The following is a 20,314-nucleotide window of genomic DNA, read 5'->3' on the forward strand; positions in this document are numbered from 1 at the left end:
TATAAGAGGTCAATTGAATGAATAGAGTGATTGCAATTACAGCTAGACACTGGAAATCTCTACTTGGCTTAAATATACTGTTACTTACAGCCGCATTTGCATCTGTCAAATATTCGCCACAAGTATGGACTGCTACCACGCAGTTTATTTTGCCTGATTCAACTAGTCATCTGGATGCTAATTTGGGAACTCTCGGTTCGCTTCAGAATAGGGATCCTGGTTTTTCCCCTCAGGTCAATCCTTTGAAGGTACAAGCATCGATACTTACTAGCGATGCTTTGTTAGAGCACGTGTTAGCTTCTGACCCAGAGAAAAGTAAATTTAACAGGTTTTCTAGCTACAAGGGATTATTTAAGATAGCTCCTCAGGAGCAGTCTACAATTATTTCAGCGACGGTGAGTGGTTCTTCACCAGAAATAGCGCGATCGCGCGCACTCGCTCTCATAGAAGCCTATCAAAGACGCTTGAACCAACTCCGACAAGACAACAGTCAAGCACGGCTACAATTTAGTAGAAAAGAACTAGCTCAAGCTAAAGAAAGATTATCTGAGGCTCAAGGTAAATTAGCTGCTTTCAGGCAATTTACTGGGTTAGCAAACGTTGAAGAACAAACTAAAGGTATTGTCAACACAATCAATAATTTGAGTACTGCTAATGCACAAGCGATCGCGCAAGCAGCAGCTAGCAAAAATCGTGCTCGTATGATATCACAGCGCCTAAATCTTGCTCCAACATCAGCAATACAGTCTTTAAGTTTAGGCGAAAATCAAGACTACCAGTTTGTGCGACGCAAGCTTGCTGAAGTGCAAGCAACTTTGATACAAAAGCAAGCTACATTGACGGATGATCATCCACAGGTACAGGAACTCCTTCAACAGCGCACGCAGCTACAAATCGCACTTGCACAATACATTAATAAAGCAGCTAATCGTCGTCGAATAGACTCCACGGTAACTACCGATGCACAAGGTCGTGCCACTCTCATCCAACAAATGATTTTAGCAGACGCTGATGCTAGCGCTCAGCAGCAACAATCAGTAAAACTACAAGCTCAAATTCAAAAACTCCAAGCCGTCTTAAAAGCTCTACCTGGAAGTCAGCAGAAACTCATGGATTTACAGCGACAAGTTGATGTTGCTGAAGGTGTTTATAAAGGCTTAGTAGCTCAAACACAGCAGAATAATATTGACTCCTTTAATGCTTACCCGAATGTACAGGTATTCGATCCACCCAGAGTTGATCCAAAACCAACCAGTCCAAGAATGTCTTTGGCTTTAATCAATGCAGGTGTTGCATCAGTTATTGGTAGTATTGCCCTAGTGTTATTGCTAGAAAGACGCAACCCACTGTTGAGTTCCAGAGATTTAGAAGCAGTTGAATTCCAGATGGTGGTACGAATTCCCCGACTTAAACATTTGAGTATGGGAAAACAACTGGATAACGAAACAGAAATCGAGTTTCAACGATTAGCCTCAGGAATTACCTTACAACCTCTCGAAGATCGGCGTTTGTTAATTACTAGTGCAATTATGGGAGAAGGAAAAACCACGATCACTCTAAAACTGGCTATAGCTTTAGTGAATTTGGGTTTTCGGGTGTTGTTAGTCGATGGAGATTTACGTAAAGGAGAACTAAGCAGACGCTTGGGTGTTTCTCAGGAGCTACAAACCAACTTACAACCAGTCTCAATCCGACCAGATCTTGATTTATTACCAGCTTTACCACAACAAAGCAAAAAAACTGCGCAAAAGGTCACAAGACGACAATTGCAGCAGATGTTAGCACAGGCTGAGTCTACGAATAATTATGATTATGTCCTGGTTGACAGCGCCCCTGTTAGTTTAACAAGTGAAACAGCTTTGATGGCTGCGGCTATTCGGAATGTGTTGTTCGTCGTTCGTCCGGGAGTGAGCTACACTCACTCGGTAAATGAAAGTATTCAACAACTGATTCAGCACAACGCTCGGATGTTCGGTTTGGTAGTCAATGCAGAGGAAGCACAAACCATACCATATTCTTACAGCTTTAAACGTTCCGGTTCTTTATTAGAGTCTTAGGTGATGCGTCGTAGAGATACAATCAAGCTGGCAATATCTAGCATTGCTACACTACCACTGATAGAAAAGAGCCTGTCTAGTGCTGGAAAGTCGGATAGTACGAGAATTAAGGTAGATTGGGGAAGATCGCAAGCTGAAATTAGTCCTTTCGTTTTTGGCTCAAATGATTATGAAATAACTATTCCTGAACGTGCTGCTAGCAGTGCGTATCAACAGCGGTTGGCAAAATTAGGTATTGGTTTAATTAGAATTCACCATAATGGTTTATCTGATACTTGGAGCGATCCAGCAACCAAAACCTGGAATGAAGCAAAAATCAAAGCTGGATACAGTGTTTCCTATACTAAAAAACCTACCATTATCCAGAATATTCCAGGATGGCCTAAGTGGATGGCTCAGAACCAAGAGGGTTTGCTTGATCCTTCAGAGTACGACAATTATGCGACCTTCTGTGGACAACTAGTAAAAATTATCACTCACAATCTTGCTCAGCGACAAGTTATTTACTGGGAACCCTTTAATGAAAAAGAGATTACTTACCAAAAAGCAGGTAAGTTAGATGAACTTTGGAAAATCTACAACAAAGCTGCGATCGCAATGAAGGCTGTCAACCCACGTATCAAGGTCGGTGGCCCAGCTCTAAACTGGAATGATACAAGCAAACTGGTTCCTTTTCTCAAAACCTGTAGAGCAAATATAGATTTTATTTCTTGGCATGGTTACGGTACTGGCAATGCTAGCGAGTCTACTGCTGAGTTAATGTCCCATACATCAGGATACAGATCTCAAGTAGAGGGGTTTCGCGCGCTGACAAAGCAATACATTCCAGATAGGAAAGTTCCTCTGCTATTAGGCGAGTATAACATAAATTACTCATGGGATTCTGGGGAAAAGCGTCAGAATACCTATCTAGGGGCTGTTTGGTTTGCTTCAGTACTGAAACATTTGGGTGATGCTGGGATTGATATGGCGACTTCCTGGCTGCTTAAGGATGGAATTTATGGGATGATTGACCCAGAAAACGATTTGCGACCTGTAGCAGTTTTCTTTTCGTGGGGTATTAAATACTTAACGGGAAGGATAATGTATACAGAAAGTGAGAACCCATTGATAGAAGCAATGGCAGTTCGTCAGTCAGATGATCGGCGATCGCTACTGCTGATCAACAAATCAGATGTTGTTGCCAAACTCAGTATTTCGGCAAAACAAAATCTAACTTCTGTTAAAAGCATACCGGTGTTTTATCTCAATAGTAATGGTGTCAAAAGTGCTAGCCTTCCAAAGGAAGCACTTTTAAAAAAACCTCTAATTTTGCCTCCCTACTCTCTCGCTTTGCTGCGAGTGTAAAATTGTCAATAACTGAACTTGACCTCTCCCTTGGCTGAAGCCGGAGGCTCTCAGCATATTTTTGGTAGAGTTGAGTCCATCTCCGGTCTAAAGACGTCGCCTTTATCTACTCAAAACGCGCAAACTTCGGCAAAACGCGATACCTCATGAGTTACCCCCTTGACGTTGTTTAAGGTAGTCTTGCAAGGAAAGAGACTGATTTTTCTGTGTTGTTTTGGTTGGCGGTGGTGTGGTTGGCGGCTTAGTTGCTCTGACTTCAATGCGACCAATGGTTACGTTAATGGTAGGTGTTGTCACCACTGTTGTCGATTCATTATTAGCTGAATCTTTGAATCTTTTGCCTGGATTATCAACATAAGAATACATTGATGATTGTGTAACTGCGGCAACAGGTTTGACTGTGGGGATTGGGAATTGGGGATTGAGCGGTCGCGATATTGCAGAATCTATATGTGGTTGAATATTTCCTGTAATTACCAATTTCGTAATTGAGGTGTTCATTGGTTGAATTTTTGGTTCTACTGGAGTGGGTGTGATTTCATGAGCAGGAAGTCCAAGTGTGGCTGTTGTTACATTATTCACCTGTGATGACAGTTCATTCTCAGAGGTGTAAACTACCTGATTTAATGATGGTTTTACTGGAGTGGGTGTGATTTCATGAGCAGGAAGTCCAAGTGTGGCTGTTGTTATATTATTCACCTGTGATGATGGTTCATTCTCAGAGGTGTAAACTACCTGATTTAATGATGGTTTTACTGGAATGGGTGTGATTTCATGAGCAGGAAGTCCAAGTGTGGCTGTTGTTACACTATTCACCTGTGATGATGGTTCATTCTCAGAGGTGTAAACTACCTGATTTAATGATGGTTTTACTGGAGTGGGTGTGATTTCATGAGCAGGAAGTCCAAGTGTGGCTGTTGTTACACTATTCACCTGTGATGATGGTTCATTCTCAGAGGTGTAAACTACCTGATTTAATGATGGTTTTACTGGAATGGGTGTGATTTCATGAGCAGGAAGTCCAGGTGTGGCTGTTGTTACACTATTCACCTGTGATGATGGTTCATTCTCAGAGGTGTAAACTACCTGATTTAATGATGGTTTTACTGGAATGGGTGTGATTTCATGAGCAGGAAGTCCAGGTGTGGCTGTTGTTACACTATTCACCTGTGATGATGGTTCATTCTCAGAGGTGTAAACTACCTGATTTAATGATGGTTTTACTGGAGTGGGTGTGATTTCATGAGCAGGAAGTCCAGGTGTGGCTGTATTTATTTTTGTTTGGATGATTTCTGATGTAGATAGTATTGCAGCTTGTGTTTGTCCAGTTTGACTATCTGTTTGCAGGGGGGGATTTATCTGATTTGGTAGCGTTGCTACTGGATTTGTAACGCTGGTGGTAGTCAATTGAACTGGTGACTGGGAATTTATGACTGATGCTGATGATTGGTTGGTTGATGCAGAATTTTCGATGATTATAGTTTTTACAAGTGCTTGTCTTTCCTGGCTGACAATTTCTTGAGAAGTATTATCTACTGGTTGAGATAATTCTCGAGTGAAAGCATTCATGTAACTGTAAGGTAATCTTGATATTGCTGCTGCATGATTGCCCTGTGCTACCAATGGAGAGTGAGACAAGTCTGGTAATTGTGTCTGTCTAATTCCTTCTGTGTCACCTTGTTGAGCAAGTTGTTCACTCTGTGAGTTTGCCATTGCTGCTGGAGTAGTTGCGTCATCGCTGGCTATCATTTGTCCTGGAGCAAACATAGAAGCGATCACAGGTTGTAACACTGATGTTAAACCTAAAGTACGTGCAGCTAGTGTGGTCAAAAAATCGGTCATGAGTTTACCAAATCTAAATAGAACTGCCGTCGGAATTGACTCATAGACAAAATATCAACTTCTCCCCACCCGTAATAGCGCGCTAATGTGTGGACTTCATGCAGCAGGCGTTTTGCTTGGTGACTCAGTTCGCTCCAGAAAAATGTCACGATATCAAATAAAACCTGCCAAGAATGGCTGCACGCCAGACAGGTAAGATTTAACAAAATTTCTGCTTGGGGATCATGTTCTGCAATATGTGCTGCCAATTGACTCATCAATGCTGGGGGTAAATTGTGATCGGTTAAATCATCACCATGATATTTAGTTTGTAATACACAACGCTGTCCAATAATATGGCGCACCATGTTGACATCTTGATAACCAACCACAGCTGCTAAATCCTGACTGTTTGGTAGACGGAATCGTAATTGATAATCTTCCCAATTCAAAAAATATTCCTGCTGCACTACCGAAATGGGTTCACAAACACGTATATCCCCTACATTCATCGTAAACTCCAAGCGTTCACCACATTGCGAACACTCGGCGTAACTCTCGATTTTGCTTCCCAGAGTCATTTCCCTGAGTGTCAATAAATATGCATCTCTCTGTCCAATACTCAACGCTGCCAGTTCCTCTAGTGATTGATTTGGGCAAGCAACGCACAACAAAGTCAACGCCCTATCTATAGGATGCTGACTCTGACCAATTTCCCATATTTGTAGAATTTGCTGGGCAGTCAAGGAACGCATGATCACAATTCAAAATTCAAAATGGAACAAGAGGGAGATGGGGGGAGGAGCAATCATGTCCCCTTCCCACTCCTACCTAAGTTGGTTCAACAAAACTAGGTTCGGTCGGTTCGGTGACTGCATAATCACGTTCCCAACCTTCGTTTTGCAGTTGGATGTTTTGAATTGCTACGGCGTTGGCGTTAGCGTCTAAGTCAGGGATGGCCTGAAATTGAGAGACCCAACAACGAAAGACTTTGTAGGCGATCGCTAATTGTCCTGCTTCGTTATAAACTTCGATAATCAAGTCTTTACGAAAGTCTTTGAGCGACACTTCTGCACCCAATCCAGAGCCATAATTCCAAACTTTATTCGCCCATTGTTCAAAATCTTTGTCGTGAGTGACACCACGTTCTAAGGTAATGGGGTCATATTTGGTCTGCCCTGGTGAATGGCGAGGACTACTAGGATCACCGCCTTCGCGGTGGGTTACGACTTCAGTTGTACGTTTTAAGGCGCTGACTTTGCTAATCCCGGCCACATATCTTCCATCCCATTTCACACGGAACTTGAAGTTTTTATACGGGTCAAAACGTTGAGCATTAACACTAAATTGTGCCATATTTTCTTCCTATTGATTCAGTAGTTATACCAACTCTTTTTGGGAATTTTCCATCGATTTCCCTACTCCCTAAGTATCTATTTGACCTGCAATCTGTTGGAATTTAATAATTACAAACTCTGCTGGTTTTAGGGGGGCAAAACCAACGATGATGTTGACGATACCCAAATTAATATCGTTTTGGGTGGTTGTTTCGCGATCGCATTTGACAAAGTAAGCTTCTCTTGGCGTTTTTCCTTGAAATGCTCCTTGACGGAACAAGTTATTCATAAATGCCCCAATATTTAATCGAATCTGTGACCACAATGGTTCATCATTGGGTTCAAATACTACCCACTGTGTACCACGGTATAAGCTTTCTTCTAAGAACAAGGCAAAACGTCGCACAGGTAGATATTTCCACTCAGATGCTAGTTGATCAGCACCTTCTAGGGTTCTTGCACCCCAAACTACGTTTCCGTAGACAGGGAAAGACCGCAAACAATTCACACCTAGAGGGTTCAACTGCCCATTTTCGCCATCAGTCATTTTGACAGCCAACTGTCGCACGCCCGAAAGGGTGGCATCTATACCGGCGGGTGCTTTCCATACGCCCCGTGTAGCATCGGTACGAGCCATAATACCAGCGATCACCCCAGAAGGAGGAAATTCGTCGAGGCGGTTCTGTTTGAGTGGATCGGGGATTTTTTCTCGTGGGGAGTAAATTACCGCATTTTTTTCTCGAAATTGTCCGTAGCGATCACTCCCAACTCCACGACTGCTATCTGTGACATCAGATATCTTATCCCAATTGGACGGCGGATCAATAATTAGGACAGCCCGCCGCTTCTTACAATACTTCAAAGCAGCCGCTAGCAACACTTGACCATCGTTGGTATCTAAAACGTTATCATTAGCACTGCGTGTTGTTGGTGTAATAATCAGCAAGTTAAACAGATCCGTCTGTTCTAGAGCGTACAGACCTCGTTTTTCTGCCTCACTACCTAAAAAATCAGTATATGTAGGATCGCCACCATCTTCCCCACTAGCCAATGTTCCTTCACCCTCTGCAGGTCTGGTACTTGGAACAGTCCCGACGATATCAATTAAGGATGAATCTTCCGCAATCACACTATCTACATAGCGAGCAGAATTAGGATCTGTGGAGAGATTATTAAAAATTTCTAAAACTTGGTCTTGAGTTTCGCCAGGAATTACTTGCTCAATTGAGAGGTTGAATATCTTATCGTTGTTAACATCAGTACCAAATTTAGGATGTGAGACTTTTACTTTGAGTCCGTTCATCCATACGCCTTCACTGGTGGCCTGTACTGTCAAACCGTTGACTGTAATTTCTGCTTTTTTCGCACCACTACCAACCACACGAACAATAATGGCATCGCTACCGCCGTTGAGGAAGTATTGCTGCACAGCATAGCTCATGGTACTGTTGACCGCTAAACCGCCAAACTGTCTCTCAAAATCGCCATAATTTTGAATCCGCAATGGTTTGTTTACAGGTCCTCTGTTTGCTCGACCAATAAACGCAGTAATTGAAGTTGCAACCCCCGTAATGGTGCGTATACCACTAGGTATTTCCTCAATGTAAACACCAGGATAGGTAGGCAGGGTAGGCATAATATTTCCTCTCCTTTGTTTGGTTAATTTCAGCGGAATCAGTTATGGAAAGTTGTTTATAAACAACAATTTCAATAGAAGCTTTTGCTCAAGCCAGTTTTTGATATTTTTGACTAACTTTTCAGGATCAATAGCAAGCTCATCTCACACTTCCATAAAATGGGGTGTACTGAAATATTGAAAGAGGTTTTAACAACCGTATCAATAATACAATCATGTACCTCTTAGCTTTGGGAATGGTTTGTAACATTTTTATAAACCAGTCTCCGGATTATGTCGTAGGAATGGTTGTGCAATTAAAAAAAATCGTAAAATTTGAGAGTCCGCAAACTCCAACCTAAAAACTGAAATAAAAAAGTTGTAAAGTGTCACATCAAGAATATTTACTTATTGACAGTAAATAAAAGATGTGAATAAAAGGTCAGAGATCTGGCGTGGAGACAGAGCGATAAGCCCAAACAGGACTTACGCAAGTGGCGCAGGCGGCCGCGCTCGTATTGTTAATTTATTACACACTCATTCTGGTATTAGTGGTTTTTCCATACAGGTGCAAGATATAAGCTGTGCCAGTTATCCCCATAATTTAATACATATGTACTAAATTTTAGCGCTCAACTGAAAGCTGTCCGGAGTATTGATATATGAGGCATAGTGAATACAATACTGCTCGGTTAAGGAAAACCGTAGGTTGGGTAGAGCGCATAAGCGTTACCCAACGAACCCTTGAAAATGTTGGGTTTCGTTCCTCAACCCAACCTACATTAATTTAAGTTTTCGGCTTAACCGAGCAGTATTGATAGTGAATATGGCTACATGATGTGCAATCGAATTTTGTTGTTTCTTTACAAAATTGTCTATTCTCTGTTAAAATCTGCTTTGATTATTTAGTGGGTCATTTTCGTGAGTGACTTCGGTTAAATCTCAGCTTTTACTAAAAAGTTTGAGTAATTATTACTACATTACGCTGTATGCGACTTTTACAAAACTCTTATTTCACAAGCATTCCAAACATGAGCGCTTTAGATAAGATTCATTCCACAAAAGCTAGGCAGCAATCTCACCCATCAGTTACACAGGAGGCGGACAGGAAAAAACTATACTGGGTAAAACCGTAATTTCTGCTGCTACTGCACAACCTCCAGCATGGAGGTCTGGGTATAAAGAACAACCTTTATTCGCAGAACGTCGGCAAAATAATGTAGTCGCATCACCTGCACCCACACCAACAATTAATATCATCATTGAGTGGATTGAGGTACGGGGTGTTAGTCCACCTACTCCCACCCCAAGCAAAAAACCTGTATCCCGCAGTCCCGCCTTATCTCTCGATAATTATTTGCAACACCGAAACGGGGGTCAGCGATGAGCAATTTTCTAGCGATCGCCACCGTAACTGCTACACTCAGTCAACTGTTACAGTCAGCTGTAGGTGTGGATGTACCTGGCACAACAGTCACGACTCTGCGACCGGACAATGTAGCAAGTGCTACACTAGCCCCGAAAGTCAATCTTTATCTTTATCAAGTCACCCCAAATGCGGCGTTACGGAATGTGGATACTCCAACTCGCCGTGCTGATGGTACGCTAGTCCAGCGCCCAAAAGTAGCATTGGATCTCCACTATTTACTCAGCTTTTATGGTGACGAGACGCAGTTGGAACCGCAACGCCTGTTAGGTAGCGCCGCCAGTATCCTCCATGCGCGACCTTTGCTGACACGCTCGATGATTCGCGATACTATCAGTAGTGCCACATTTAATTATCTCACTGGCTCTAACCTAGCTGATGAGGTGGAATTAGTTAAATTTAGCCCATTAGGTCTGAATTTAGAAGAATTATCGAAAATTTGGTCTGTATTTTTCCAGACTCCTCATGCTCTCTCGGTCGCTTATCAAGCCTCCGTTGTCTTGATTGAAGCCGAAGAATCTCCGCAAACAGCCCTACCTGTGCGCGATCGCAATATTTATGTTATACCCTTCCGTCACCCTGTAATTGAACGTGTGGGTACAGCCACAGGTGCAGAACAGCCAATTACTATTGGTAGTACCTTAATTATTACTGGCAAACAACTCCAAAATGATATTACCCAGGTACGAATTGGTGACACTGACATCACACCCGCATCAGTCAGTGATACCCAAATTAGCTTACCTTTGACTTCTCCCCCCCTCAACACTGACCTACTCCGGGCGGGTATTCAAGGTATCCAGGTAATCCATCCCTTATTAATCGGGACGCCACCTGAACCTCATCGTGGTAGCGAATCGAACGTAGCCGCCTTTGTGTTGCGTCCCACAATTAGCGTAGATATTGGCTCTGTTACTTGTACAACTACTAATAATGTGACTCGTTGCTCTGGGTCAATTACGATTAATTTTACACCCAGCATCGGTAAAAACCAGCGAGTAGTTTTACTGCTGAACGAACTCCAACCCACTGGTAAAGCACGAGCTTATAATTTTCCAGCGCCATCGCAAAATAGTATTACTGACCCCCAAGTAGATGCAACTAATACCATTACCTTCCCCATAGAACGGGTAGTAGCCAGTACCTATCTAGTGCGGGTACAGGTAGATGGCGCAGAAAGCTTGCTGTCCGTGAATCCCGACCCCAATAACCCAGGATACATTGCACCCCAGGTAAGTATCGGATGAACACCACAGATGTGCAACATTGGCAGAGAGCAAACCAAAATTACCTAATGGCAGCCTTGGCAATTGTGTGTGCGGAATTGCAAGCTTACTGCGATCGCTTACATGGTGAAATCACAGAAAGAGAAAAAAGTCAAGCTCTACAACATAATTTGCAAACAGCCGCCCAGCAATTAATCGCACCTTCAGCCTTAGAAAATTTGTGTGCTGCCTTTGGCTTAAGCAGCTTTGAGCGGGATGTACTGCTGTTATGTGCGGGCATAGAGCTAGATGGAGAATTTGCGCGGTTGTGTCGCATCGTCTCTTTTGATACCTCTAGCACCCACGCCACCTTTAGTTTAGCAATGGCAGCTTTACCAGAGGCTCACTGGAGCGCTTTGCTGCCGGAATCACCCTTGCGTTACTGGCGGTTGCTGGAGGTAAGCGCGGGAAATGTCATGGCTTACAGTCCCTTGCGGATTGATGAGCGGATACTGCATTATCTCACAGGTATGTCCTACCTGGACGATCGCTTGCAGGGGTTAGTAGAACCAGTAGCAGCAGGGGGAGAATTACCACCATCACATCAAATTTTAGCTGACCGTATGATCCAGCTTTGGCAGCAAAGAATTGGCACCGGATCGGCGATTCAACTGTGTGGCGATGAGGATGGGGGGAAAGAGGCGATCGCATCTGCGGTTTGTAATCAATTGGGTATCAGGTTATGGATGCTGCGCGGGGCTGATATTCCAGTCACAGTCGCGGAACGGGAAGCATTAATTCGCCTGTGGGAACGGGAAGCAATTCTGAGCAACACAGCCCTACTGTTAGATTGCCAGCATTTGGACAGTGCCGAAACTACCCGCGCCATCCGCTTTATCGAGCGTATGCGGGGACTGCTAATTGTAGTCACCCGCGAACCCCTGCGGACTCACAGACGTTCCTTACTACGCTTCAATGTCAACAAACCCAGTCCTAGCGAACAAAAGTTACTCTGGCAAAATGCTTTAGGTAACTGGGCAGCAGATATCAACGGTCAGATAGAACCACTGGTAATGCAGTTTAACCTCAGTACCCAGGGAATTCAAGCAGCTTGTTTAGAATTACAAACACAAGAGAGTGAGAAAGCACCAATCAATACCCTGTGGAAAGCATGTCGCGCCCAAGCCCGGACTCGCCTAGACGACCTAGCACAGCGCATTGAACCAGTCGCCACCTGGGATGATTTAGTTTTACCCGAACTACAACACCAGATATTAAAGCAAATAGCCGCCCATGTCAAACAGCGTGCCAAAGTTTATGAAACCTGGGGTTTTGCCAGCAAAAGCGCAAGCGGTTTAGGGATTAGCGCCTTATTTGCGGGGATGAGCGGTACAGGGAAAACAATGGCAGCTGAAGTGCTGGCACATCAACTACAGCTTGACCTTTACCGCATTGATTTAAGTTCCGTAGTCAGTAAATATATCGGGGAAACCGAGAAAAATTTGCGGCGGGTATTTGATGCGGCGGAAGCAGGAGGCGCGATTCTGTTATTTGACGAAGCCGATGCTTTATTTGGTAAGCGGAGTGAAGTTAAAGATAGCCACGATCGCTACGCCAATATTGAAGTCAGCTATTTATTGCAGCGCATGGAAGCTTACCGGGGACTTGCAATTTTGACCACCAATTTAAAAGGCGCTTTAGATACCGCCTTTTTACGCCGTCTGCGTTTCATCGTCCAGTTTCCCTTCCCCGATGCAGCCCAACGCACAGAAATTTGGCGGCGGATCTTTCCAAGTGATACACCCACTGAGGGTTTAGATATGATGAAATTGGGACGATTAAATGTTGCTGGGGGTAATATTCGCAACATTGCCCTGAATGCTGCTTTTTTGGCTGCGGATGCAGGGGAGGCTGTGCAGATGAAACATCTTTTAGCAGCAGCACAGAGCGAATATAGCAAGTTAGAAAAATCTTTAATTGAAGCGGAGATAGGAGGTTGGGTATGAGTGGAGCGATGAACGGTAAATCGGGTTCTCAGGCAAAATCGACAACTCCGCCGCCAGCATTTTCCCTATCTCAGCCAGGGATTTTACAGCGCAAGTGTGACTGTGGGGGTGTAGCAGAGTTAACAGGACAATGTGAGGAATGTAACAGTAAGCGATTGAGTGGGCAGGGACGGGTGAGCAATCCGTCGGTTGGGGATGAGGTTTCTCAGATGGCTGCTTTGACAGGGATGGAGCAGTATCCTGGGCATAGCTTTGGGCGGATGTCGGTGCAGGCTAACGTCTTACAAAGGATTAATACCCCTAATAAAACTGGATTACCGGATGCTCTTAAAGCAGGGGTCGAAAGTTTATCGGGATATTCCCTAAATGATGTCAGGGTTCATTATAATTCGCCAAAACCTGCTCAATTACAGGCATTAGCATACACCCAAGGGACAGAGATTCATGTCACACCAGGACAAGAGGAACATTTACCCCATGAAGCATGGCACGTTGTCCAGCAGATGCAGGGAAGGGTAAAACCGACAATGCAGATGAAGGGGGTACAGATTAATGATGATAAGGGTTTAGAGAGAGAAGCGGAGGTGATGGGAGCAAAAGCTATTAATTTGAAAGCAGATGCACAAATGGCAACTAAATTGTCTAATCGAGGAAAAAACGGTCAATCAAGTCAACAACATGGGGTGGAATATTCATCTCAATTTGATGAGTTAAGTCATGGTTTTATTCAACGTCGTTGTGAAACGTTTCTAGAAAAAGCTGAACCAGTGCAAAGAAGCATTTCTTTTGAAGCCCCTATACAACGAAGTCCTTGCCAAGGTACCACACATGATACGTCAAACGAACACTTGGTGATTGAAACAGATTATACAAACTATATTAATCGTAATGCAAGCCGTGAGTTTGAGATTCCAAAAGGTAGTCTGGATACAAATGAGAACGGAACGCACAAGACTGGTTATGCGGACATAGCAGATAGGAGCGCAAAAGAACTTTATGAGATCAAGAGAGCTACAGAAGCATATCCGGACGCTCAACTGAATAGATACATAGCAATGGCTAACAATTCCTGTGGTCAAGGCTGGAAAGCGGGCAGCTACTATCCAAATGAACGCATTATTGACTTTTCCCGATATGAGGCAAACATGGAAATCTATGCGGTAAAGGACGCCAGACCTGGTTTTATCCGTTATTTGAAGCAGCCGCAGGGTGGCAGATTAGGTATAGCAAATGATCTGGGAGGGGGTGTGTATGTAAGAGGAATGGCTGATCAGGCCGACTTGCCGCCCCTCAATCAGTGGGTTAATATCTGGACACAGGAAATATGGAACGAGGCGCAGAACCCAGAGACAATTGACGTGAATGCTCCAGCGTATTTAAGTACGGTGCAACAGGTTCAGCAAACTGTCCAAAATGTAAACAATAGTCTGCGTGGGGGGATGTTAGATCGGGATCTGCTGAAGCAGGGCTGGAAAAGATTAGAGGACATAATAGCGAATTTGCCTTTCTGACCCCATAATGGGACGTTATGAACTATCTAGAATTATTTCCGAAGTGTGATCCCGATCTTGAGGATGGGCAAATGCAGATAATTTCATAATATATTGTCAAATATTGGAATTTTGCTCACCTAACCCCACTACTGAAAGCCGCTATTTCGGCAGCCGATGTGGGGGAAATGGTGTAGTGCGATCGCGCTTGTAGGGAGCGTTCCTTACCGCCACTTATGTACCCCACCTGACCCCATCCTGGGAACGCACCGCCATAACCCCCGCTACCCATCGAAGTGCGATCGCTCTTGTAGCATTAACCTCAAGTTGTAGGGTGCGTTCGGAATTGTAAATTACTGCGATCGCTAACTTTTACGTGATAGGGCAAATGGTCTGGCTGGGCGATCGCAAGGGGAGGTGGAAACGGGCGATCGCCGATCTTGTAGGATACGTTTCTTGCCAAAACCCCCATCACCCACTCAATTCCCATCCTGGGAACGCACCATCCCCAACAAGTGCGATCGCTGTTCTTGTAGGCTTGCCCATTTGGTGGATAACGCGATCGCCCTTCAAGCTATTTTTGCCTTTGCCGCAGAGCAGAAAACGGAGATCGTCGATAGTGCGATCGCCGCTCTTGTAGCGACTGTCTTGATTGTCAAGCGATCGCTCAATCTTCATCATTTTCTGCAAATAGCGCCTCAAGATCCCGATAGCCACCCACTACTCGCATTACCTCGATTCCCCCTGGAACTAAACGATAAAAGATCAGGTAATCCTCTAATGTTACACTACGCAAGTTGGGATACAATTCATCTCGCCTGCTCCCTATTTGAGGGAACTTAACCAAGAGTTGGAATTTCGAGTTGATTTTCTCAAGAAAGCGCTCTGCCATCTCAACGCTTACCTTCTCAGCAAGATAGTCCATGATATTCTCTATATCTCGGCTTGCTGTTGGTGTAATTCTGCGAAAATTGCTCATTGATCGTTCTGAACACGGCGCTGTCGTAATTTCTCTTGCAGCCCAGTTATTACCGCTTCCGCATCTAATAATTCGCCTTGCTCAGCTTCTGAGACCCCAACCATAACTTCGCGGCGTAATTCTTCAAATCGCCCTTGATAAAGGCGCTCTCGTTCCTCTAATAGCTTAATACCCGCCAAGAATACCTCGTCAACAGAGGCATAATTGCCCTTAGCAACCTGACTTTCAATAAACTGCTCTAGTTCTGGTGGCAATGTAATTGGCATCCTACAATCACCTTCGGATTAACGTGCTTCTATTTTAGCAGTGCGATCGCCGATCTTGTAGGATACGTTTCTTGCCAAAACCCCCATCACCCACTCAATCCCCATCCTGGGAACGCACCATCCCCAACAAGTGCGATCGCTGATCTTGTAGGGTGTGGTTATCCCTCTTCCGTCACTCTGAGGTGAAACCTTAATTTTTGGTTCGCTGAAACCTCGAAAATTCGTTGATTTTTTCAAGACTGATGAGAGAGCGTTATACCATTTTACGAAACTTTTGATACAAATCACTATTCTTACTTCCCCTACCTCCCCTTCTTCACCTGCTTGCCATCTGTATCAGTCTTAAAGTGAAATGGTATGAGTTGCTCATAAGTTACCCCCTTGACGTTGTTTGAGGTAGTCTTGCAAGGAAAGAGACTGATTTTTCTGTGTTGTTTTGGTTGGTGGTGGTGTGGTTACTGGCTTGGTTGCTCTGACTTCAATGCGACCAATGGTTCATCTCCACCATATTGACGGGAATCACAACAATTGGAAAGTAAAAAATTTACTAGCCATACATGAATCCTGTCATCACTATATCCACATGACGCAAGGGAAAACCTAAGATTGTCGGGAGCCGGATGCACCCAAAGGCGCACGTCCGGTTCTAACTGGGAGGGGCGGAAGATAATACTTTCCCTCGACCCATCTAGTCAGGTTTAAACAGTTGCAACTTTTTGATAGTTAGTCCAGGAATTTAATTTCTGGATCAATTTTTGCAAAAGTATAGTTGTCAGCAAGTATATCGGGGAAACAGAAAAGAATTTGCGACGATTATTTGACGCAGCCGAAGACGGTGGATCAATTCTCTTTCTTGATGAAGCGGATGCTTTATTTGGCAAACGCGGTGAAGTTAAAAACAGTCATGACCGCTATGCTAATATTGAAATTAACTATTTATTACAATGTATTGAAGCCTACCGAGGTTTAGCTAAAGGCGTTTTCCCCAGAAAACCCAACGGAAAGCTTGGATTGCGATCGCCTCAGTCAACTTAATTTGGCTGGTGGAAAAATTCACAACATTGCTCTCAATGCAGCATTTATGGCAGCAAAGCCTGGTACTCCTCTCACCATGCCCTTAACAGCAGCAAGAAGTGAGTATCGTAAACTAGACAGACCAATAAATGAAAGCGATTTTCGCTGAGGAGTTAAGCAGATGAACATCAATCTCCAGATTGAACAGTTAATTGTAGAGGGAGTCAATCTTTACCCCAAAGAGCGCCGATTATTGCAAGCGATAGTAGAGGCAGAATTATCACAGTTATTGACTAGTCAAGGCTTACCTCCTCATTGGCGATCAAGTGGTACTGTACCTTCTGTAAAGTTAGCAGCAATGGAATTTCCTCCTAATAGTACATCCGTGCAAATGGGAAAACAAATCGCCCAAGCTGTCTATCAAGGAATGAATGTGTCAACAATAAGTTGATTATTTTAACAGTAAATCAATATCACCAAACATACCCGTTATGTAAGACTCCAAGACTTCTATCCCTTGAGCATTGGGACAAGTTTTAATAGCTTCTAAAGCTTGACTTTGAATCACCTCCACCCCGCTAATTCTTCCAAAAACTAACAGCAGGTATTAATTTTTATGTTGTCTATTTTGTCATCTACTCTACAAACCTTTGTGTTTCTATTTATCGTGGCTTTTATTTTAGGGTTTCTCACCTACGATTTTGTGCAGAAATCATCTCCCCAAACAAACGCGGGTTCAACGACAGATACAAGTAAAGCAATTTCTAAGACTACATCATGATTGAATGAATACGTAATTTTTGATACATTATTTACCGACGATTTCAGTCCGATGGAAAGGCTTAATTTATGACCAGCCCTTCGGGCAAGGCAGCTATGCTGGAGGCAGAGGGCATTTATGTTAATGTGATAGTTTATACGAGAATGCGATGCCTTCTGCCCTGCCTTCCCCAAAACGGGTACAAGCCCCCGGATTTATCCGGAACAACAAAAAAATCTGTTGCGAGACGCGCAGTGAACCAGCGCTGCAGGAGGGTCTCCCTCCAATACTGCTCGGTTAAGGAATTTCTAGGTCGAGACAGGCAGGGGGTGCAGGGGGAGAAATTGAGGCAGGGGGGGAATTTTGGCTTCCCCTGCTCCCGAAGCTTCCCCTGCCTCCCCTGCTTATCCGAGCAGTATTGGGTCTCCCTCCGTAGGCGACTGGTGTTAGCGCAGCGCTAGCGACGCAGGAGCGTCACCCGTAGGGCGAGAGAAACTCTTCTCGTCCTTATTTGAATCCTCTGTCTTCAGGCAGGGGTCAGTCGCTTCGCTCCAATTCAAAATTAATAATTCAAAATTCAAAATTATTACCTACGGCTTAAGCCGTAGGCTTGAGACAAAGACGCAGCATTTCTCGTGCCTTACGCCGGAGCGCAATGCATGTTTCTTTTAAATGGGCTTGTATCCCACAAAGTCACGTTTTTTTCAGTATTTAACCTGTTTGAATTTTGAATTTTGAATTTTGAATTTTGAATTGTTTTGTCATAAATGCCTTCTGCCATCTGCCTTCTCAAGAAGTCGGTAATTTGATTTCATTATTTGGATGAAGAATTAGGGACGCTGATAGCTTCACTGTTGGCATCTATAGTCTTCTGTCCCCCTGCTGTTAGTAGCTTGGGTTCTTGTCGAGATGCAAGGGCTGGCTGGCTTTGATTTGTTAACAATTTCTTGCGTTCGCTTTGTGACCAATCTACCAACCAATTGTAGAAGTTCACCACAAAACCTCCTAGTCTTCGCAAAAACTCATCGGGTGTTTTGACATCATTTTCAAACCAGTCTCGAAAATTTCTACCACTGTGGAAACCGACACTCCACCACCAAATAATCATAGCGACAAATAATAAAACTAATGACAACATAAGTTGAACTATTTGCTGTAAAAGTTCCCAAGTCTTGTGTATTGCTTCTTTATAAGTCCAAGTTGTTTCTTGATTAGTGAGATTTTGCCACAAGGCAACGGTTTGATATTGAATGGGATTCATGGCTAAATTTCAGTAGTTGAGTGGGGTCAGGTAGGGGGGAAAAAGGGTTTGAGAGTTGTTTACTTTTCTTTAGACAATTTGGTTTAATCGTGCCGACTTATCTAGTTACAAAACATACCTAAATCATTGGTCACAAGTTAAAATGACATTAATTTTGTCAATTAGAAATTATGCTGAAATATTAGGACAGAATAAGGTATTAAGTTAGCTTTTGTACGGACATTATAGGGCAAGAATGAATCATGCGTATCAAAATTAGGCGTACGCGTAGCGGCGGCGTCCGCATCACTGACTCAAAAATTGGGTTTCCTAACCCCATTTTTTAACATGTTTTTAAGCACAATTGCTTATTGACAAATGATTGATTAATAACCTTAACTTGTGACCAGTATACCTAAATACAGACCCTATTCTATCATTTTTTCAAAGACTAAGTATCACTTTGTCATTTATTAACTATCATTACGTATCTGAACAAAATCTTTAAAGATATATGCTTATTTGCTGGGAAGATGTATATTAAATGTCATTAAGCTCTATTTTGTTTCCGAAAAATCAATGTAGTAATTGGTAAAGTATGTTTAATTGATCAACCGAGTACCAACGTAAATTATGACACCATAAATTTAGTAACGATTTTGTAAAATTTACAACAATGGATATAGTGAGCGCCTGACCAATTCCTTCTCATGCCTAATATCCCATATCCTCAAACACTATGACTAACTTTCTTGGACCCCCTCGCCTAACCAAAGGCGCGATTGTAGCGATGGATGCTCAAAAAAAAAGAGTCATCAGTACCATTTCCTTTCAGTACAACCCGGAGACAGTGACACGCTCTTTGCAAGTACAGTCTGTAGGAGGTGAAGGGAACGCTCGCAGTGAGGCTCTACGTCTGAAAGGACCTCCAGTGGAAACGCTGAAGCTAGATGTAGAACTAGATGCTACTGATCAGTTAGAAAAGGCAGAAAAAATTGCTGTCAAAATAGGAATTTACCCCCAACTGGCGGCACTGGAAACACTGATTTACCCCACCACTGATCGGGTCAAAGAGAATATGAGGCTGGCTGGTCAAGGAACAATAGAAATATTACCTCTAGAATCACTGCTCACACTTTTGTATTGGGGGAAAACGCGGATACTACCAGTGCGCTTGACCGAGTTCAGTATCACAGAAGAAGCTTATGACGTAAATCTCAATCCAATTCGCGCCAAAATTTCTTTAGGTTTGCGTGTCCTCAGCTACGAAGATTTGCCTTGGGATCATCTTGGTTCACAAACGTTTTTTGCTCACCACAGAGTCAAAGAACAACTAGCAAGAGTGGGTAACGCAATCAACCTAGCCGCAGTGACAGGAATCAGAATTAATTAGAGAGGACAACGGAGACAAACAGCAATTTATTTCTCCCCCACTAGTTTATGTTTGAACCTACTAGTCGCTACTACAACTTAGAAACAACCTATTTAACGACGACTGACGGTCGCAGGATCGGTTATAAACGTCGCCGTTTTTTACCCCAGGGTCGGGAAATGCCACTGTTAATGGAGGTGATTGTTAAAGATAGCGATCGCCTCGATTTAATTGCCGATAGTACCTTGGGTGTATCCGAGCAATTCTGGCAGATCTGCGATGCGAACAACGCCATGAACCCCGCCGAATTGACATCTGAACCGGGTAAGAGGTTGCGTATTCCTATTCCACAGCCGGGGGGGTAGAGACTTTGAATTTT

19 protein-coding genes and 2 pseudogenes are annotated in these 20,314 nt (G+C 43.5%); 10 read left to right on the plus strand and 11 right to left on the minus strand.

Features of this window, described 5'->3' with window-relative positions:
- Nucleotides 1-17: 17 nt before the first annotated feature.
- Nucleotides 18-2,057 (plus strand): GumC family protein, encoded by a 2,040-nt coding sequence (locus tag G4P69_RS02280; RefSeq protein WP_208339702.1) that lies wholly within the window; start codon nt 18-20, stop codon nt 2,055-2,057.
- Between the two features lie 3 nt (nt 2,058-2,060).
- The gene (locus G4P69_RS02285) at nt 2,061-3,404 is read left to right on the plus strand and encodes a GH39 family glycosyl hydrolase (RefSeq protein WP_208339771.1); all 1,344 of its coding nucleotides are present in this window, start codon (nt 2,061-2,063) and stop codon (nt 3,402-3,404) included.
- Nucleotides 3,405-3,548: 144 nt separating this feature from the next.
- Here G4P69_RS02285 and G4P69_RS02290 read toward each other — a convergent pair whose 3' ends face one another.
- From G4P69_RS02290 to G4P69_RS02310, 5 genes are all read right to left on the minus strand, one after another.
- Nucleotides 3,549-5,246: a hypothetical protein gene (locus G4P69_RS02290; RefSeq protein WP_208348204.1), complete on the minus strand. Its 1,698-nt coding sequence runs from the start codon at nt 5,244-5,246 to the stop codon at nt 3,549-3,551.
- Complete coding sequence (locus tag G4P69_RS02295; RefSeq protein WP_208339706.1) at nt 5,243-5,980, minus strand: T4 family baseplate hub assembly chaperone; 738 nt, start codon at nt 5,978-5,980, stop codon at nt 5,243-5,245. Before G4P69_RS02295 ends, G4P69_RS02290 begins: the two co-directional genes overlap by 4 nt.
- Nucleotides 5,981-6,056: 76 nt before the next feature.
- The gene (locus G4P69_RS02300) at nt 6,057-6,581 is read right to left on the minus strand and encodes a phage tail protein (RefSeq protein ID WP_208339708.1); all 525 of its coding nucleotides are present in this window, start codon (nt 6,579-6,581) and stop codon (nt 6,057-6,059) included.
- 69 nt (nt 6,582-6,650) lie between these two features.
- Nucleotides 6,651-8,198, minus strand: a complete 1,548-nt coding sequence (locus G4P69_RS02305; RefSeq protein ID WP_208348206.1) for a phage tail sheath family protein — start codon at nt 8,196-8,198, stop codon at nt 6,651-6,653.
- A 1,068-nt stretch (nt 8,199-9,266) separates the two neighbouring features.
- Nucleotides 9,267-9,440 carry a hypothetical protein gene (locus G4P69_RS02310; RefSeq protein WP_208339712.1) on the minus strand — a complete coding sequence of 58 codons (174 nt, stop codon included), beginning with the start codon at nt 9,438-9,440 and terminating at the stop codon, nt 9,267-9,269.
- Between the two features lie 120 nt (nt 9,441-9,560).
- Between G4P69_RS02310 and G4P69_RS02315 the strand changes: the two genes are divergently transcribed.
- The 3 genes from G4P69_RS02315 to G4P69_RS02325 are packed head-to-tail and all read left to right on the plus strand — an operon-like array spanning nt 9,561 to nt 14,325.
- On the plus strand, nt 9,561-10,850 hold the full coding sequence (locus G4P69_RS02315) for a DUF4255 domain-containing protein (RefSeq protein ID WP_208339713.1): 1,290 nt from the start codon (nt 9,561-9,563) through the stop codon (nt 10,848-10,850).
- A complete protein-coding gene (locus G4P69_RS02320) occupies nt 10,847-12,814 on the plus strand; it encodes an ATP-binding protein (RefSeq protein ID WP_208339715.1) in 1,968 nt (655 codons plus the stop codon). Before G4P69_RS02315 ends, G4P69_RS02320 begins: the two co-directional genes overlap by 4 nt.
- Nucleotides 12,811-14,325 carry an eCIS core domain-containing protein gene (locus G4P69_RS02325; protein ID WP_208339716.1) on the plus strand — a complete coding sequence of 505 codons (1,515 nt, stop codon included), beginning with the start codon at nt 12,811-12,813 and terminating at the stop codon, nt 14,323-14,325. The genes G4P69_RS02320 and G4P69_RS02325 overlap by 4 nt, the downstream gene beginning before the upstream one ends.
- 301 nt (nt 14,326-14,626) lie before the next feature.
- Here G4P69_RS02325 and G4P69_RS02330 read toward each other — a convergent pair whose 3' ends face one another.
- Genes G4P69_RS02330 through G4P69_RS02350 form a run of 5 tightly spaced genes read right to left on the minus strand, consistent with a single transcriptional unit; the run spans nt 14,627 to nt 15,837 of the window.
- Nucleotides 14,627-14,794, minus strand: a complete 168-nt coding sequence (locus tag G4P69_RS02330) for a hypothetical protein (protein ID WP_208339718.1) — start codon at nt 14,792-14,794, stop codon at nt 14,627-14,629.
- A complete protein-coding gene (locus G4P69_RS02335; protein ID WP_208339720.1) occupies nt 14,776-14,985 on the minus strand; it encodes a hypothetical protein in 210 nt (69 codons plus the stop codon). Before G4P69_RS02335 ends, G4P69_RS02330 begins: the two co-directional genes overlap by 19 nt.
- Complete coding sequence (locus tag G4P69_RS02340; RefSeq protein WP_208339722.1) at nt 14,972-15,283, minus strand: type II toxin-antitoxin system RelE/ParE family toxin; 312 nt, start codon at nt 15,281-15,283, stop codon at nt 14,972-14,974. The genes G4P69_RS02335 and G4P69_RS02340 overlap by 14 nt, the downstream gene beginning before the upstream one ends.
- Nucleotides 15,280-15,549 carry a type II toxin-antitoxin system ParD family antitoxin gene (locus G4P69_RS02345; protein ID WP_208339724.1) on the minus strand — a complete coding sequence of 90 codons (270 nt, stop codon included), beginning with the start codon at nt 15,547-15,549 and terminating at the stop codon, nt 15,280-15,282. Before G4P69_RS02345 ends, G4P69_RS02340 begins: the two co-directional genes overlap by 4 nt.
- 18 nt (nt 15,550-15,567) lie before the next feature.
- Complete coding sequence (locus G4P69_RS02350) at nt 15,568-15,837, minus strand: hypothetical protein (protein WP_208339726.1); 270 nt, start codon at nt 15,835-15,837, stop codon at nt 15,568-15,570.
- Nucleotides 15,838-16,042: 205 nt separating this feature from the next.
- Here G4P69_RS02350 and G4P69_RS38935 point away from each other — a divergent pair.
- From G4P69_RS38935 to G4P69_RS02360, 3 genes and pseudogenes are all read left to right on the plus strand, one after another.
- A pseudogene (locus G4P69_RS38935) lies at nt 16,043-16,153 on the plus strand (HNH endonuclease); the annotation flags it as partial.
- Nucleotides 16,154-16,311: 158 nt separating this feature from the next.
- Nucleotides 16,312-16,732: pseudogene (locus tag G4P69_RS40380) on the plus strand (AAA family ATPase); the annotation flags it as partial.
- A gap of 12 nt (nt 16,733-16,744) precedes the next feature.
- Nucleotides 16,745-17,014 (plus strand): hypothetical protein, encoded by a 270-nt coding sequence (locus tag G4P69_RS02360; RefSeq protein ID WP_208339727.1) that lies wholly within the window; start codon nt 16,745-16,747, stop codon nt 17,012-17,014.
- A gap of 1,123 nt (nt 17,015-18,137) precedes the next feature.
- On the opposite strand, the gene G4P69_RS02365 is transcribed toward G4P69_RS02360, so the two are convergent.
- Nucleotides 18,138-18,584, minus strand: coding sequence for a hypothetical protein (locus G4P69_RS02365; protein WP_208339729.1), 447 nt, complete (start codon nt 18,582-18,584; stop codon nt 18,138-18,140).
- 718 nt (nt 18,585-19,302) lie between these two features.
- Here G4P69_RS02365 and G4P69_RS02370 point away from each other — a divergent pair.
- Together G4P69_RS02370 and G4P69_RS02375 are read left to right on the plus strand one after the other, a co-directional pair.
- Nucleotides 19,303-19,956: a CIS tube protein gene (locus G4P69_RS02370; protein WP_208339731.1), complete on the plus strand. Its 654-nt coding sequence runs from the start codon at nt 19,303-19,305 to the stop codon at nt 19,954-19,956.
- A 47-nt stretch (nt 19,957-20,003) separates the two neighbouring features.
- Entirely contained in the window at nt 20,004-20,300 is a 297-nt protein-coding gene (locus G4P69_RS02375) for a hypothetical protein (RefSeq protein WP_208339733.1), read from the plus strand.
- The last annotated feature ends 14 nt before the right edge of the window (nt 20,301-20,314 follow it).

The organism is Aetokthonos hydrillicola CCALA 1050, from assembly GCF_017591665.1.
Lineage (GTDB): Bacteria > Cyanobacteriota > Cyanobacteriia > Cyanobacteriales > Nostocaceae > Aetokthonos > Aetokthonos hydrillicola.

Coding starts and splice junctions, on each gene's coding strand:
- G4P69_RS02280 (WP_208339702.1), top strand. CDS start 18: ATGAATAGAGTGATTGCAATTACAGCTAGACACTGGAAATCTCTACTT.
- G4P69_RS02285 (WP_208339771.1), top strand. CDS start 2,061: ATGCGTCGTAGAGATACAATCAAGCTGGCAATATCTAGCATTGCTACA.
- G4P69_RS02290 (WP_208348204.1), bottom strand. CDS start 5,246: ATGACCGATTTTTTGACCACACTAGCTGCACGTACTTTAGGTTTAACA.
- G4P69_RS02295 (WP_208339706.1), bottom strand. CDS start 5,980: ATGCGTTCCTTGACTGCCCAGCAAATTCTACAAATATGGGAAATTGGT.
- G4P69_RS02300 (WP_208339708.1), bottom strand. CDS start 6,581: ATGGCACAATTTAGTGTTAATGCTCAACGTTTTGACCCGTATAAAAAC.
- G4P69_RS02305 (WP_208348206.1), bottom strand. CDS start 8,198: ATGCCTACCCTGCCTACCTATCCTGGTGTTTACATTGAGGAAATACCT.
- G4P69_RS02310 (WP_208339712.1), bottom strand. CDS start 9,440: ATGATGATATTAATTGTTGGTGTGGGTGCAGGTGATGCGACTACATTA.
- G4P69_RS02315 (WP_208339713.1), top strand. CDS start 9,561: ATGAGCAATTTTCTAGCGATCGCCACCGTAACTGCTACACTCAGTCAA.
- G4P69_RS02320 (WP_208339715.1), top strand. CDS start 10,847: ATGAACACCACAGATGTGCAACATTGGCAGAGAGCAAACCAAAATTAC.
- G4P69_RS02325 (WP_208339716.1), top strand. CDS start 12,811: ATGAGTGGAGCGATGAACGGTAAATCGGGTTCTCAGGCAAAATCGACA.
- G4P69_RS02330 (WP_208339718.1), bottom strand. CDS start 14,794: ATGGGAATTGAGTGGGTGATGGGGGTTTTGGCAAGAAACGTATCCTAC.
- G4P69_RS02335 (WP_208339720.1), bottom strand. CDS start 14,985: ATGATGAAGATTGAGCGATCGCTTGACAATCAAGACAGTCGCTACAAG.
- G4P69_RS02340 (WP_208339722.1), bottom strand. CDS start 15,283: ATGAGCAATTTTCGCAGAATTACACCAACAGCAAGCCGAGATATAGAG.
- G4P69_RS02345 (WP_208339724.1), bottom strand. CDS start 15,549: ATGCCAATTACATTGCCACCAGAACTAGAGCAGTTTATTGAAAGTCAG.
- G4P69_RS02360 (WP_208339727.1), top strand. CDS start 16,745: ATGAACATCAATCTCCAGATTGAACAGTTAATTGTAGAGGGAGTCAAT.
- G4P69_RS02365 (WP_208339729.1), bottom strand. CDS start 18,584: ATGAATCCCATTCAATATCAAACCGTTGCCTTGTGGCAAAATCTCACT.
- G4P69_RS02370 (WP_208339731.1), top strand. CDS start 19,303: ATGACTAACTTTCTTGGACCCCCTCGCCTAACCAAAGGCGCGATTGTA.
- G4P69_RS02375 (WP_208339733.1), top strand. CDS start 20,004: ATGTTTGAACCTACTAGTCGCTACTACAACTTAGAAACAACCTATTTA.